Raw genomic sequence first — 13,802 nt, 5'->3', positions numbered from 1 at the left:
ACCGAGGCGTGCGCGTCGCCGGACTGCAGCCACAGCTCGCGAATCCGCGAGAGCAGGAACACCTCGTAGTCCATGGACAGTCCGAACAGTATGGTGAACATCAGGATCGGTACCCAGCTGGACACCGGAACCGCATGGGGAAGTCCGAGTAGTTCTGCGCCCCATCCCCATTGGAACACCGCGACCATGACGCCGTAGGCTGCAGCGACGGACATCAGGTTCATCGCCGCGGCTTTGATTGCCACCACGATCGATCGGAACACCACCGTCAGCAGCACGACCGACAGTGCGACGACGAACGCGATGACGAGCCAGATGCGTTCGGCGACTCGGTCGGTGATGTCGGCGAAGATCGGGGTCACACCGGTAGCGATCGCGCCCTCCGGTAAGACGTCCTGTCGCAGATGCGTCAGGAGCGCAACTGTCGCTTCGTCACTCGGTCCGGTCGTGGGCTCGAACACCACCACCGCTGTGTCGCCGGCAGGATTGGTGATCGGTGTACCGACGACGGCGATTCCAGGATCCCGGGCGAGTTCTTCTGTCAGAGCGCCCAATCGGCTCGTCGATACCTGGGAGAGATCGACCGCCACCATGAAGGGACCGTTCGCTCCCGGCCCGAATTCGTTGTCGATCAGGTCGTACGCGAGCCGCGTGGTGTTCGACGTCGGCTGTGTACCTGCATTCTGCGGCCACATACGCATGTCGAGAACCGGGGCTGCCAGGACAGCGAGAAGCGCCAATGCAGCCAGCGTCCAGACCACGGGCCTGCGGCATACCATCCGAGCCCACTTCTCCGTACGGGCCGGGCCGACCCGGCGCCGCGGCGTCCTCGGCAACAACCGCGTCCCTGTCAACGCGCACAGCGCAGGAACGGCGGTGACAGACGTCAGCATCACCGCGCCGACGACGGCGAGAGTCGCGTAGCCCATCGACGCGTACACCGGCAAACCTGCCAACCTGAGTCCGAGCAGGCACAGCAAGACCGTCGTACCCGCGTAGACGACGGACACTCCGGCCGTCGAATTGGCATGCGCTGCAGACTGTTCGGTTGTCATACCGGATCGCAGGCCGTCGGCGAAGCGAGTGACGAGAAGCAACGCGTAGTCGATCCCGACGCCGATGCCCACCATCGTGGCGATTGTCGGAGCCATCGGGCTGATCTGAGTGAACGACGCCAGGACGGCCACGATGCCGGAGCCGATGCCGACGCCGATGATCGCCACAGCAATGGGAAGTCCTGCAGCGATGGCGGACCCGAAAGCCAGCAGCAAGATCACCAGCGCTACGACGATTCCGACGGCTTCAGCGGCACCACTGGGCGAGCTGATGTTCTCCGCTACCTGTCCTCCCAGTTCGACCTGGATGCCCTCGCGCTCGAGTGGAACAGTGGCGGAGCGCAGTGCGTCGATGCCGTCGGTGCCCTGAAAGTCGGTGACCGGAATGCGGTACTGCACCGAGCCCAACGCGGTATCGCCGTCGGAGGAGATGCGCGCCGGCGAGACCGTGCCGACACCGTCCAACGCCTGCAGTCTGCTCTGCAGGCTCGTGAGAACCCCAGGATCGAGTGCCACGTCATCGTGCACCACGACCCGAGCATCGGTCCCGGCGAGGTCGGGAAACCGGTCGGCGAGCAACTCGCTTCCGGCGATCGAGTCGAGCCCCTCGACGTGGTAGTTGTCCTGCATCTGACCGCCGAATGCCACCGCTGCGCCGATCGTCGCGGCGAACAACGCGATCCATACTCCCAGCGTCCGCCAGGGGTGATCGGCGCAGATTGCGCCGAGTCTGCCGAGCAAGATCCTCATGTGAATGCTCCTTCGTCTGTGGTGAACACAGCGTGGACGCAGTCACTTGGAGTGTTCTTGTGGCTTTCTAGTAGCCGCGAGAATCCACTGCGGATTGCCCCATGCTCGGGCCAGTTGCAGCGCCGTAGCCTGGTAGTCGGCAGCACGATCGGTGTCGCCGAGCGCGGTCGCGAGCCGGGCGAGAACGGTGTCGACGGGCCCGACGACGTAGGTTCCGGTTGCCATGCCGGCGAGCTGGCCGGTGAATCTGGACAGCGAGTGCGCGACGGCAGCAGCCTGGTCGAGTTCGCCGGTTTCGAGGACGGCCATACCGCGGAGGGCAAGGAACAGGGACTCGAAGAAGTCGTGCCGGATCGGTCCCGCTGCCCGGCGAACCTCGAGCGCCTCGCCCGCTCTGCCGAGATCAGCCAACGCCAGCGCCAGTAGATCCGCCGCGACTGCCGGGTACTGCAAGTACAACGTGCGCAGACCGGGCTCGAACGCCCCAAGGGTCCCCGTCGAGACAGCCGTCGTGACGTACGCAAGGGCATGGATGACATCGGCGTTGACAGCGACGCTCGAACGCAATGCGGTTCCGCCCGCGTCGAAGTGGCGATGTGCCGCCTCGATGTCACCGGCAGCGTGGGCCAACATTCCGCGCGACAGGTGGCATGTGGCGAGCGACTGCTGCCAGCTGTACCGCTCGGCGAGCGCGAACTCCTCGTCGAGATGTGCACGCATGGAGTCGAAGCGACGTTCGACTGCGTCGACGAGAAACGACCCGTGATGTCCGATCATCGCGAAGACCGGCATGTCGTGCGTGGTACCCAGCTCGATGAGCTGCAGGGACAACGACATTCGACGCTCGGGGTCGAGGTCGGCACCGACCAGATTCCACAGGGCGTTCGTTGCCAGTCCGAGCACTTCCGGGCTCTGCAGTGTGCGCGCCAACGTGTACGCCTCCTCGGCCGCCTCCATCGCGCGCTCGTCCGCTTCCCCTCGGATCTCGTCGACGAGCGCGCACAGGAGTCGGCATCGGGAGTCCTCGTCGATGTCGTCGAAGGTGAGGGCTCGCTCGATCAACGAGGCGAGATCGGCGTCGTACATGCCGTATTCGCGTTTGAGCCAGGTCGTCGGCAGCTCTCCCGCGGTGAGTGTACGAATCAGAAGATCGGTGCGGCCGGTGCGCTCGGCTATCGACACCGCTTGCCGACGGGCCTCGGCCGCTCCGATACTCGAGCCGGCGGCAACCTGGGCGGATATCTTTCTCGCCAACAGTTCGACCTGCTCGTCGACGGAACCGTCCTCGAGCCGGTCCCAGGCAGCGAGGGCGTCGGAGTACAGCAGCGCGGCCGACCCGTGCGCGAAACGATCGTCGGCCTCGGCGGCAGCTGCGACCGCGTAGTCGAGTGCTTTGCGGGTGTGCGCGTCGCCGTGCAGTTGTCCGTAGTGCAGTGCGAGAGCCGAAAAGTCCTGTGGTGATTGCTGTTCGAGTGCTTCGGCGATCTGGGCATGCCACCGACGGCGACGTATCAGGGTCAGATCGGAGTACAGCGTGTCGCGGACGAGGACGTGCGTGAACCGAATCCTGGTCGGATCCGAGTCGTCGAGCAAGCCGGCGACGACGCCGGATTCGAGTGCGTCCAGGGCGGTGTCGGTGTCGAGTTCCGTGGCGGTCAGCAGGACTTCGAGGTCGGCCTGGCGCCCGAACACCGACGCGAGTCGCATCATGGAGATCGTCAGTTCGGGGAGTCGGGCGAAGCGTCGGCGAAGTACGTCGCGCACGCCCTCGGGCACTTCGGACGTTGCGACCACGGCTCCCTCGCTGCTGAGCAGCAGCGCGCTTTCGCGGAGGTAGAACGGATTTCCGGCGGTCCGCTCGGTGAGGATTTCCATCGTGCTTCGTTCCGGTGTCAGACCGGACACCGACTGGACGAGTTCGGCGGCCTCGGCGTCGGTCAGACCTGTGAGTCGGAGCCGCACTGGTGACAGCGGAGCCAGTGCGGCCAGCGTGGCCTCATGGTCGGGTCCGAGTTCGTCGGGACGGTATGCGCCGAGCATGCGCAGGGACGCCGAGGATGAGCGCGCGAGAGCGACGAGTAGGGCGAGAGTCTCCGGGTCCGCGCGGTGCAGGTCGTCGAGTATCACCGTGACGCGAGTGGTAGCGGCGACGTCGGTCAGATAGTCGACGACGGCTCGAAGAAGACGGAATCGATTGCCCTGCTGTGTCACCGCGGTGTCCGTGAGCAGGGGTGCAAGCGCCTCGGCATGGGCTCCGACGTCGAATTCGGCTGCGGCGCTGCGCAGTATCTCCGTCCACGCCCACGCTGGTGGGGCTCCGTCGGCCTCGGGACAGCGTCCGAGCAAGCATGTCCACCCGACGGAGTCGAGCGCCGCTTTCGAGGCTGCGAGGAGCGCGCTTTTTCCCGAACCTGCTTCGCCTGCAACCAGAACGATCGACGACGCCTGGTCGGTGAGCCGGCGAAGCTCGTCGGCGCGACCGAAGAACGTTTCTCTATCGGACGTGGGCGCAGGCGGTTCGACGAGGGTAGTGCCCACGGACCGACCCGTGCGAGGCGTCACCACTCGGTGAGCCAGGACCGCTGCTTCCAGCTCGATCAGGGCAGGGCCAGGATCGAGGCCGAGCTCATCGCCGAGGATCGTGCGGGCCTGTCGTAGCGCGGCGAGGGCGTCGGCTTGCCTACCGCTGGAGTACAGCGCGAGCGCGAGCAAGCGCCAACTCTCCTCGCGTAAGGGATGTTCGCGCGTCAGGGTCGCCGCGTCGAGCGCAGCATCGGAAGCGTTGCCGCATTCCAGCGTTGCTGCGACGAGACGTTCTCTGGCGATGGTTCGCAGTTCGTTCAAGCGCGCGATCTCGGCCTCCGCCCATGGCTCACCGGCGACCTCGGCGTACGCGTCACCGCGCCACAGAGCGAGCGCATCGGCGAGAATGCGGCGACGGATCGCGGGTTCTCTGCCATCGGCGTCGCGGATCGACTTCTCGAAATGCCAGGCGTCGACGGCTTCGGTCGGCAATCGGATCGCGTACCCCGGTGCCTTGCTGACCAGGATCGAGGACGCGGTCCGCGGGGCGCGATCGGGTTCCAGGACGCGGCGAAGGTTGGAGATGTACGCCTGCAGCGCGCCGATCGCCCGTGGGGGAGGTTCTCCGTTCCACAGGTCGTCGGTGAGCTTGTCGACGGACACGATGTCTCCGCGCGCGATGAGCAGGATTGCGAGCACGGCTCGTTGCCGGGGGCCACCGAGGTTGATCTGCCCGGTCGATCCCTCCGCACTCGTCTGGCCGAGCACCGTCACCTGCACGCGAACAGCGTAGAGCAGCTAGTGGGCTCCAAGTGAACTACTAGTGCGCCGCGCGATGGTACCTACCATGACTACTACACAGCCCGACACCGACAACATGGTCATCATCCACCAGTGCTTCCGAGACCGATTCGCGGCAATGCCGTCGCTGATCACCGCCGTGCCCGACGGCGATACCGATCGAGCAGGCGTTCTGGTCGACTTTCTCATCGAACTGACGACCGCGCTGCACCATCACCACATCGCCGAGGACGAGGCCCTGTGGCCACTGTTGCTGAACAGGGTGGACGACACCTCGGCGATCCTGACGATGGAGGAGCAGCACGAGCGGATCGGTGAGCTGATCGATCGTGCCCTGGCCCAGGCCTCGGCGTTTCGCACCTCTGCGCGGGAGCACCGTGGTGAGCAACTGGCAGTAACCTTGACGGCGCTGTCGGCAGCGCTGAACGCTCATCTCGACGACGAGGAAGCGGTGGCCTTGCCTCTGGCCGAGAAGCATCTGACGGTGGCGGAGTGGGCCCATGTCGGCGAGATCGGGCACGCGTCGATCCCGAAGGATCGCATGCTGGTCTTCCTCGGCTACATTCTGCTGAGCGCCACCGACAGGCAGCGCGCCTACTTCCTGGCGCAGAGTCCACTCCCGGCGCGCATCGCGTGGAAAGTGTTGGGCAGGAGGAAGTTCGAAGCCGACTACCAGAGGGTGCACGGTCACCCGTCGAAGAATGCCGTCAGCGCTGGTCCGACGTCACGATAGGTGCGCACCGCGCGGATACGGCCGTGGCCGAGACGCGCGAGGTCGCGGCCCAGATCGGCGTCGTTCTCGCCGGATGTGTCCAGCAGAATGTCGAGTCGAGGAATAGAGGCCGCGACGTACCGAGGGTCGGGACCTGCGTTGTGCACACAGTCCGACAACAGCAGAACCCGCTTGTCCGGCGACGACACCATGCGCAGCATTCTCGCTGCGGTCTCGAGGGCGAACTGTACATTCGTCAGACCGCGAGCGGGAATGCTCAGCACTGTGTCGAGGATCCCCAGCGGCGTCATCGGATCACCGAAGCGGCTCAGCACTGCCGCGTCGGACCAGAACGCGACAACGGCCAGATCGTCGTGGCTCAGTTCGCCCGCCAGCGCACCAACCGTCGCGGCGGCCGTCCGGACACGCTCGCCCTTCATCGATCCCGAAATGTCCACGACGAGAACGATGGACCGTGCCGTGTGCAGTCGCTCCCGCACGATGATGTCGTCGTCCTCGGGGAACGGGTCGGCAGCGAGAACGTCGATGGTGCGGTCCATGTCGAGTTCGTCGGAACCGTCCCGATACCGCAGCGAGGTCAGCTCTCCGACTCCTCGTCGTGCACGAGGATCACGGCGGGGGCGTCGGACCGCCAGCCTCGCAGCGATCTTTCGGGCCAGAGCGCGGGTTTTCGCGTCGGCCGTCGACTCCTCTTCGGTAGCCTCGCGCAGTGAGATGACCTCCGCGGATTCGTCGGTGAACCCCGGGGCCGACGGGTTGTTGTCCGTCGATGCACTGCCGGCTCTGCTCCGCCCGTCGGCGATCAGGACAATACCGCCTGCACCCGGGCGGAACACAGTAGGCGACTCTGTGAGTTGTTTGGGCTTGCGGCGCAACGGCTTCAGGGTGCGGGCCAGGGAACCCGAGCCGGGCTTGCGTACGGGAGAATCGGCGACGATTGCTCTTCAACCCGGTGCGGCGGCCGCCGGCTTCAGCAGAAAGTGGTCCTGCCAGATGGTGTACAGAATGCCCTCCGGCGTCGCGTCGGCAGTCTCGTCGACATGGATGCGCCCCGACAGCGCGACGTAGATCGCGTCGAGCATCACCTGCTGGTACGGCTCGGGGAGGTTCCTCGGTGGATCGATGTCGGGCACCTCGGGAATCGGAACTTCACGCAAGTCCGCCAGCTGCTGCGCGACGAGAGTCAGGTCGATCGCTCCTCGCACACTGCTGCCCTGAGTGATGTCCTCGTGCTCACGGGTTGCGCGCGTGATTGCGACGGAATCGGCGATGAGCCTGATCGAGTCGGATTCTGTTCGCAGTGCCACGATTCCGCGTTCGGACTCGGCGTCCTGATAGCCGATCGCGAGACGGCACAGACGGTCGTGGACGCTCGTCGACAGTCGTGTTGTGCCGACATTGTCGTAGGGGTTCATCGACGCGACGACCCGGAAAGTGGGCAATGCGTGCACGGTTCCGACGCGCGGAATGGCTATTCTCCGCTCGGCCATCGCAGTCAGCAGGGTGTTCAGCGTGTCCTCGGGTGCGCGGTTGAACTCCTCGACGTACAGAAATCCGCCGGTGCGCATCGCCTCGACGAGTGGGCCGGGAACGAAGTTGTCCTCGCTGTAGTCCTCGCGCAGTACCCGAGCTGGATTGTGGTGTCCGACGATTCGCGCCGGGGTGAGGTCGGCGTTGCCCTCGACGAACAGAAGGCGAATGCCCCATTCCGCTGTGATCGCGCCGAGCAAGGTGCTTTTGCTGGTGCCGGGTGGGCCCTCGATCAGCAGGTCCCGCCCGGCCGCGGCCGCCGCCAGGAGCAGGTCGAGTTCATGACTACGACCGACGAGGTGCGTCGCGATGCGGCGACGCACCTCGGCGATCGACATAGTGACCGTCATTTGATCGTGTATCCAGCGTCGACGGGAAGTGTCGCACCGGTGATGTATCGGGCCTCGTCGGAGACCAGAAACGCGATGGCGTTGGAGATGTCGATCGGTTCGACCCACGGAATCGGCAGAGTATTGGTCGTGGCGAAGATCGCCTCGGCTTTCTCACGGCTCGGGTTCGGGTCGTCTGGAAGAAACAATCCCCACGTCTTGGGGTTCTGGATCATCACCGTGTCGACCCCGGTGGGATGGACAGTGTTGACCCGAATGCTGTGCTGGCCGAACTCGTTCGCCAGCGTGCGCATGATGCCGACGACACCGTGTTTGGTTGCGGTGTAGTGCACGGTGTTCGGCGTGCCCTTCAGTCCCGCCGTCGAACTCGTCAACACGATCGAACCACCCCGTCCACCGGCGATGAGGTGGGGCAGCGCCGCTCGGCACGTGTTCCACACGCCGGTGAGGTTGACGTCGAGCATGGTCTGCCAGGCCTCGTCGGTGATCTCGAGAGCAGGTGCGATGTCGAATACACCGGCGTTGCCGAGCACGATGTCGAGGCGACCGAGTTCGGCCACTCCGTCGTCGACGGCCTTCTTCACGGCGGCAGAATCCCGGACATCGGCCTTGGTGGCGACAATCCGGCGATCGAGGTCCTCGACCTGCTTAACCGTCTCAGCAAGGTCGGCTTCCGTTGCACCGGGATACATTTCGATGGTGTCGACGGGACCGCACAGGTCGATTGCGATGATGTCGGCGCCCTCCTTGGCGAGCCGAAGTGCATGGCTGCGTCCCTGACTGCGCGCGGCACCGGTGATGAACGCGACCTTGCCGTCGAGTGTGCCGGTCACTTGATCACCGATCCCGCATCGACGGGAAGTTGAACGCCGGTGATGTAGCGGGCGTCGTCGGAGACCAGGAATGCAATCGCATTGGAGATGTCGACGGGTTCGACCCACTCGATCGGCAATGCGTTCAGGGTCTTGAACGCCTCGGCTGCGTCTTCCCGTTTCGGATCGGGATTGTCCGGCATGAATGTCGCATAGGTCTGCGCGTTGTGGATCATGTCGGTGTCGACCGATGTCGGGTGCACGGAGTTGACGCGAATCTCGAACGGTGCCAACTCGTTTGCGAGTGTCTTCACCAGGCCGACGACACCGTGTTTCGCGGCGACGTAGTGCGCGAGGTTGGCGAGGCCTTTGATTCCTGCGGTCGAGCTGGTCAGCACTATTGCACCACCGCGGCCACCGGACTTGATGTGTGGCACTGCAGCGCGGACGGTCTTGAAGACGCCGGTCAGGTTGATGTCGATCATGTCGTCCCAGGCCTCGTCGGTGAGGTCTTCGATGGGTGCGAAACTCGCGATCCCGGCATTGGCCAGGACGATGTCGAGGCGGCCGAGTTCGGCGACGCCGTCGTCGACTGCCTTCTTCAGTTGTGCGGTGTCTCGCACATCGGCCGTGGACGCGACGATGCGGCGGTCGAGAGCTTCGACCTGCTTGACCGTCTCGGCTAGATCCTCGGCGGTAGCCAATGGATATCCCACGCTGGCGACCTGGGCGCAGAGGTCGATCGCGATGATGTCGGCGCCTTCCTGGGCCAGCTTCAGCGCGTGGCTGCGGCCCTGACCGCGCGCGGCGCCGGTGATGAATGCAACTTTCCCGTCGAGCTTTCCCATGATCGAACTTCCTTGGTCGATTCGAGTGAAATCGGTACGAGCGCAAAACGCTTCGCATCGGGGGCCGATGCGTCTCGCGGCAGGATGTCCAAGGTGGAGGACATGACAAGAAACTTATCTGACACTCAGTGCAGAAGTGGGCGATTCGCCGGAAATTTCTACGTGGTACTCGCGGTCTCGTCTAGCTGCTTTCGAGTAGCGAGGCCCCGTCACCTGATGTCGAGCGTCGTCAACAGCTCCGCCACCGCTGCCCGGCCTGCGCGGTTGGCGCCGATGGTGCTGGCCGACGGGCCGTAGCCGAGGAGGTGCACTCGGTGGGCGGCGGCGACGCGCGTCGCGAGCCGTCCGTCCATGGCGATGCCGCCGCCGTGACCGCGAAGGCGCAGCGGTGCGAGGTGGTCGAGTGCGCTGCGAAAGCCGGTGGCCCACAGGATGACATCTGTCTTCACGGATGTGCCGTCCGCCCAGCGGAGCCCGTCGGGAATGATCTCCGAGAACATCGGGAGTCGTTCCAGTACACCGCGATCACGCGCGGCCTTCAGTCGCTCGGTCAGCAGCAGGCCCGTCACCGAGACAACCGATCCGGGTGGAAGACCGGCTCGCACGCGTTCTTCGACCATCGCGACGGCAGCGCGCCCGGCGTCCGGGCCGAAGTCGCCGTCCCGGAACTCGGGTTTGCGACGCGTCACCCACGTCGTCGAGGTGACGAGAGAGATTTCGTCGAGCAACTGCACGGCCGAGATTCCCCCGCCGACGACGACCACGTGTTTGCCCGCGAACTCGTCGGCGGTCCGGTAGTCCTTGGTGTGCAGCTGACGACCACCGCACGTCTCGGCGCCCGGATACGACGGGATGAACGGCTTCTCCCACGTACCGGTTGCGTTGATCAGGCCACGGGCGGACACCACGAGTTCTCCGGCTTCGACGCGAAACCGCGGTTCGCGATCGCAGACGACGGTGACGGTCACCGGCCGTCGAACCTGAAGGTCGAACTTTTCCTCGTAGGCCTGGTAGTACCGCGGAACTGCCTCGGCCGCGGTGACTTCGTCGGGATTCTCACCCGTCAATGTGTCCGCGAATTCCATGCCAGGTAAGTCGTTGACGCCGTTGACCGTGCTCAGTGTCAATGACGGCCAGCGGTACTGCCAGGCGCCACCTGCTGCGGGGGAGCGATCGAGCATGACGAACCCGGAACCAGCTGCCAGACCCGCTCGGCGGAGGTGATAGCCGGCGGACAGTCCTGCTTGTCCGGCACCGATGACGGCCACATCTGTTTCGATCACGGTGGTCAGTACATCAGCCCGCGGGCATCGGTCACATCTACCCATGAGTAACGTCTGTGTCCATGATCGGACAGACTCGTGACGGCGACGTCGTCACCCTCGAACTCAGGCGTCCCGAGCGGCGCAATGCACTCGACACCGCCCACTGCGTCGCGCTGCGCGAGGGAGTCGAGGCAGCCGTCGAATCCGACGCGCGCGTCATCGTGATCACCGGTCAAGGTTCGAGCTTCTGCGCGGGAGCCGACCTGGAGGGTGACAGCTTCCCCGAGGAGTTCCCCGAGGCGCTGGAGAGGCTCCTCAGAGCGATCGACGGGGCGCCCGTGCCCGTCGTTGCCGCTGTCAACGGCCCGGCGGTAGGAGGCGGGACGCAACTCGCCATCGCATGCGATCTGCGGGTCGTCGCCGACGGTGCCTTCTTCGAGATTCCGTCGACTCGTCTCGGTATCGCGGTCAACAACTGGACCATCAAGAGGCTGGCATCTCTCGCGGGTGGGGGCGTCGCCCGGACCATTCTGATGGGTGGCGAGCGTGTCGACGCCGATGCCGCATTCGTCAGTGGTCTCGCCAACAAGCGCGGTGATCTTGCCGTCGCACAGGAATGGGCGTCAGCGATCACCGAACTCGCACCCCTGGCGTTGAGACATCTCAAGCTCGTGTTCAACGACGACGGCACGCACGACGAACCGACGCCGGATCAGTGGGCCGCGTTCGGTGCTGCGTGGAGGAGTGAGGACATGAAGGAAGCGCGCCGCGCACGTAAAGAGAAACGCAAGCCGAAGTTCCTCGGGCGTTGATTGCCATAGCAAGGTGACGGTTACCGATTACCGACCCTTGGGAATCGTCAATTCCGTTCTGTCCCTTTGGAGTAGAGCTGTTCCACTGTTAACCCTGTAGTCGTGTTACGTGCCCCGGTCGGCCAGTTTTCGGTCCCCGCATGCCCGTTAGCTGTGCGCCGCACCCAGATGGGTGCGCGCACGTACACACCTGGAAGACGGGGAACATGAAGATCGGAAAATTCGCAGCAACGTCGGCATTGGTGATCGCGGCAATGACGACCGCAATGGGTACCTCGTACGCGGACCCTGCTCCCGCCCCCGCGCCGGTGGGGTGGAACGTCAGTGCCGCCGGTGACCAGGTCATCGTCGATACGTCCGCAGGAACGCTCAGCAACGAGAACAATCACCTGGTCGTCCGCGACGCCGGTGGCGCATTGGTGGACTCGGTTCCGCTGTCCATCGCCTTCGATGGACTCGCGCACCCGGTCGCAGCGGACATCGACGGCAATCACGCCGTTCTGACCGCCGACGTGTCACCGGCAGCCGCAACGCCGGTCTCGACTCAGATTCCCGGACTGCAGCAGGTCGACCTCCCGGCCGCGGTTGCGGGAACCAAGGACAACATCGGACTGTCCGCCTCGGTCGGTGGATTCCTCGGTGCGGCAACAGGTCTCGTCGGTGGGTGCCTTCTCGGGGCCATCGCCGTCGGCGTCGTCTCCGCGCCGGCAGCGCTGCTGTTCGGTGCAGGGCCGGTCGCCGGATGCATCGGAGGTGCCTTGCTTCTCGGTTCCACCGCGTCGCTCGCAGGTACCGCCATCGGCGGCCTCAGTGCCATCGCCAGCAATGCGGGACCGTTCATCACGCTGCTGAACGCTCCGCCCGTCAAGAAGTAGTGCTGTTCGTCTTGCTCCGGCCTCCGTGCCGGAGCAGGATGTAGCGGTGGTTCTTGGTGACCGGGATAGCGCGCGTCTGCAGTACGAGGGCGACGGAGGAGTGCGCCGCGAAGTGCTGCTCTCACCCGAGCGCGCTCGGCTGACCCTGGGCCGATCGTCGCAGGCGGACATCTCGTTCGCCGACGACAGCGAGGTGTCCCGGCTGCACGCGGCGGTCGAGTGGATGGGAGGGCACTGGACCATCGTCGATGACGGCCTCTCGCGCAACGGCACCTACGTGGGCGGAGACAGGCTCACCGGCAGACGACGGCTGCGGCACGGAGACACCATTCGCATCGGCACATCCCTGCTCACGTTCCATGACTTCTCCGGCATCGGCGACGAGGCCACACGGATCGCGTCGGAGATGCCGGACACTCGATCGCTCACCGAGACACAGCGGGCCGTTCTCGTTGCGCTGTGTCGCCCGTACAAACACAACGCGACCTTCGCGAATCCGGCGTCGAATCAGCAGATCGCGACGGAGATATTCCTCAGCGTCGATGCCGTCAAGACGCACCTGCGGGTGTTGTTCGCGAAATTCGGGGTTGAGGATCTGCCGCAGAACGTCAAGCGGGTCAGGCTGGCCGAGCGCGCCATCCAGAGTGGAGTGATCTCACAGCGCGACCTTTAGTGGTGCTGTCACCGACGTTTGGGCGAGGAGGACAGCGATCGCGTCGGCGACCTCCGTCGCACGCTCGAGAATTACCATGTGCCCGGCATTGTCGACCGTGACGAGGCGAGCGGCGGGGAGATTGTCGGCGATCGCCTGTGAGTGACGCAGTGGTGTCATCAGGTCGTCCGACCCGCACAGCACCATCGTCGGAACCACGGCGAGAGCCGACAGCGACTTCGATTCGTCGAAATCGTGCAGTGAGCCCAGGAATCCCGCCATCGTCACGACCGACGTCTCGTTGAGCATCGCCGACGCCAATGCGACGACCCGGGGACTCACGCGACGCGATCCACAGCCGGCGGCGCGCATGATCGGTGCGCAAATTCCCCTGCTCAGGCGCTTCGATGCGCCCATGACTCGTGGCGCCCGCTTCACGACGGTCCGGAACAATGAGACCGCCGGATGCGCGAGACACGCGCCGATTCCCTCCTCGGCGATTCCGTGTGCTGCCGTCGCCACCAGCCCGACGCCGACCAGGCGGTCACCGAGCTCGGCGAGGTGCTGGCGGACGTAGGACATGATCGTCATTCCGCCCATGGAATGCCCGACCACGATGTATCTGCCAGTGGGAACCATCGTCCTGACGATCGCTCCGAGGTCGAGTCCGAGCTGCTCGATCGTGTACGAGCCGGTATCGGCAGCCGAGGACGAACCGTGGCCGCGGTGGTCGTAGAACACCATGCGAATGTCCTCGCCCCACGTCTTCTCCAGTGCCGCGGCCACGTCGAACCAC

The 13,802-nt window shown here is 65.0% G+C and carries 12 protein-coding genes; 4 read left to right on the top strand and 8 right to left on the bottom strand.

Features of this window, described 5'->3' with window-relative positions; genetic code table 11:
• Together A2J03_RS20305 and A2J03_RS20300 are read right to left on the bottom strand one after the other, a co-directional pair.
• On the bottom strand, positions 1 to 1,805 hold a 1,805-nt coding region (locus A2J03_RS20305; protein WP_068377630.1), incomplete at its 3' end, for an MMPL family transporter.
• Between the two features lie 42 nt (positions 1,806 to 1,847).
• Positions 1,848 to 5,108 (bottom strand): BTAD domain-containing putative transcriptional regulator, encoded by a 3,261-nt coding sequence (locus A2J03_RS20300; protein WP_068377629.1) that lies wholly within the window; start codon positions 5,106 to 5,108, stop codon positions 1,848 to 1,850.
• A 67-nt stretch (positions 5,109 to 5,175) separates the two neighbouring features.
• On the opposite strand from A2J03_RS20300, the gene A2J03_RS20295 reads away from it, so the two are divergent.
• On the top strand, positions 5,176 to 5,862 hold the full coding sequence (locus tag A2J03_RS20295; RefSeq protein ID WP_231912629.1) for a hemerythrin domain-containing protein: 687 nt from the start codon (positions 5,176 to 5,178) through the stop codon (positions 5,860 to 5,862).
• On the opposite strand, the gene A2J03_RS20290 is transcribed toward A2J03_RS20295, so the two are convergent.
• From A2J03_RS20290 to A2J03_RS20270, 5 genes are all read right to left on the bottom strand, one after another.
• On the bottom strand, positions 5,817 to 6,737 hold the full coding sequence (locus tag A2J03_RS20290; RefSeq protein WP_068377627.1) for a vWA domain-containing protein: 921 nt from the start codon (positions 6,735 to 6,737) through the stop codon (positions 5,817 to 5,819). The genes A2J03_RS20295 and A2J03_RS20290 overlap by 46 nt on opposite strands.
• Before the next feature lie 69 nt (positions 6,738 to 6,806).
• Positions 6,807 to 7,742, bottom strand: coding sequence for an AAA family ATPase (locus tag A2J03_RS20285; RefSeq protein ID WP_068377625.1), 936 nt, complete (start codon positions 7,740 to 7,742; stop codon positions 6,807 to 6,809).
• Entirely contained in the window at positions 7,739 to 8,575 is an 837-nt protein-coding gene (locus A2J03_RS20280) for a mycofactocin-coupled SDR family oxidoreductase (protein ID WP_068377622.1), read from the bottom strand. Before A2J03_RS20280 ends, A2J03_RS20285 begins: the two co-directional genes overlap by 4 nt.
• Positions 8,572 to 9,402 carry a mycofactocin-coupled SDR family oxidoreductase gene (locus A2J03_RS20275; RefSeq protein WP_068377617.1) on the bottom strand — a complete coding sequence of 277 codons (831 nt, stop codon included), beginning with the start codon at positions 9,400 to 9,402 and terminating at the stop codon, positions 8,572 to 8,574. Before A2J03_RS20275 ends, A2J03_RS20280 begins: the two co-directional genes overlap by 4 nt.
• 209 nt (positions 9,403 to 9,611) lie before the next feature.
• The gene (locus A2J03_RS20270; protein WP_068377615.1) at positions 9,612 to 10,730 is read right to left on the bottom strand and encodes an NAD(P)-binding domain-containing protein; all 1,119 of its coding nucleotides are present in this window, start codon (positions 10,728 to 10,730) and stop codon (positions 9,612 to 9,614) included.
• Between the two features lie 17 nt (positions 10,731 to 10,747).
• Here A2J03_RS20270 and A2J03_RS20265 point away from each other — a divergent pair, with 17 nt between their 5' ends.
• The 3 genes from A2J03_RS20265 (at position 10,748) to A2J03_RS20255 (ending at position 13,027) form a co-directional block, all read left to right on the top strand.
• The gene (locus A2J03_RS20265) at positions 10,748 to 11,479 is read left to right on the top strand and encodes an enoyl-CoA hydratase (protein WP_068377613.1); all 732 of its coding nucleotides are present in this window, start codon (positions 10,748 to 10,750) and stop codon (positions 11,477 to 11,479) included.
• A gap of 206 nt (positions 11,480 to 11,685) precedes the next feature.
• Positions 11,686 to 12,354, top strand: coding sequence for a hypothetical protein (locus A2J03_RS20260; protein ID WP_068377612.1), 669 nt, complete (start codon positions 11,686 to 11,688; stop codon positions 12,352 to 12,354).
• A 46-nt stretch (positions 12,355 to 12,400) separates the two neighbouring features.
• A complete protein-coding gene (locus A2J03_RS20255; RefSeq protein WP_082897967.1) occupies positions 12,401 to 13,027 on the top strand; it encodes an FHA domain-containing protein in 627 nt (208 codons plus the stop codon).
• On the opposite strand, the gene A2J03_RS20250 is transcribed toward A2J03_RS20255, so the two are convergent.
• On the bottom strand, positions 13,010 to 13,802 hold a 793-nt coding region (locus A2J03_RS20250; protein ID WP_068377611.1), incomplete at its 5' end, for an alpha/beta fold hydrolase. The two genes, A2J03_RS20255 and A2J03_RS20250, sit on opposite strands and share 18 nt — an antisense overlap.

Source organism: Rhodococcus sp. EPR-157 (assembly GCF_001647195.1).
Taxonomy (GTDB): Bacteria; Actinomycetota; Actinomycetes; order Mycobacteriales; family Mycobacteriaceae; genus Rhodococcoides.
Note: the sequence above shows the minus strand (reverse complement) of the source record. Positions and strands in the feature narration are given on the sequence as shown.

What these genes read in the sequence shown, in the direction of transcription:
- A2J03_RS20295 (WP_231912629.1), top strand. Translation starts at nt 5,176, where the DNA reads ATGACTACTACACAGCCCGACACCGACAACATGGTCATCATCCACCAG.
- A2J03_RS20285 (WP_068377625.1), bottom strand. Translation starts at nt 7,742, where the DNA reads ATGACGGTCACTATGTCGATCGCCGAGGTGCGTCGCCGCATCGCGACG.
- A2J03_RS20275 (WP_068377617.1), bottom strand. Translation starts at nt 9,402, where the DNA reads ATGGGAAAGCTCGACGGGAAAGTTGCATTCATCACCGGCGCCGCGCGC.
- A2J03_RS20270 (WP_068377615.1), bottom strand. Translation starts at nt 10,730, where the DNA reads ATGGGTAGATGTGACCGATGCCCGCGGGCTGATGTACTGACCACCGTG.
- A2J03_RS20265 (WP_068377613.1), top strand. Translation starts at nt 10,748, where the DNA reads ATGATCGGACAGACTCGTGACGGCGACGTCGTCACCCTCGAACTCAGG.
- A2J03_RS20260 (WP_068377612.1), top strand. Translation starts at nt 11,686, where the DNA reads ATGAAGATCGGAAAATTCGCAGCAACGTCGGCATTGGTGATCGCGGCA.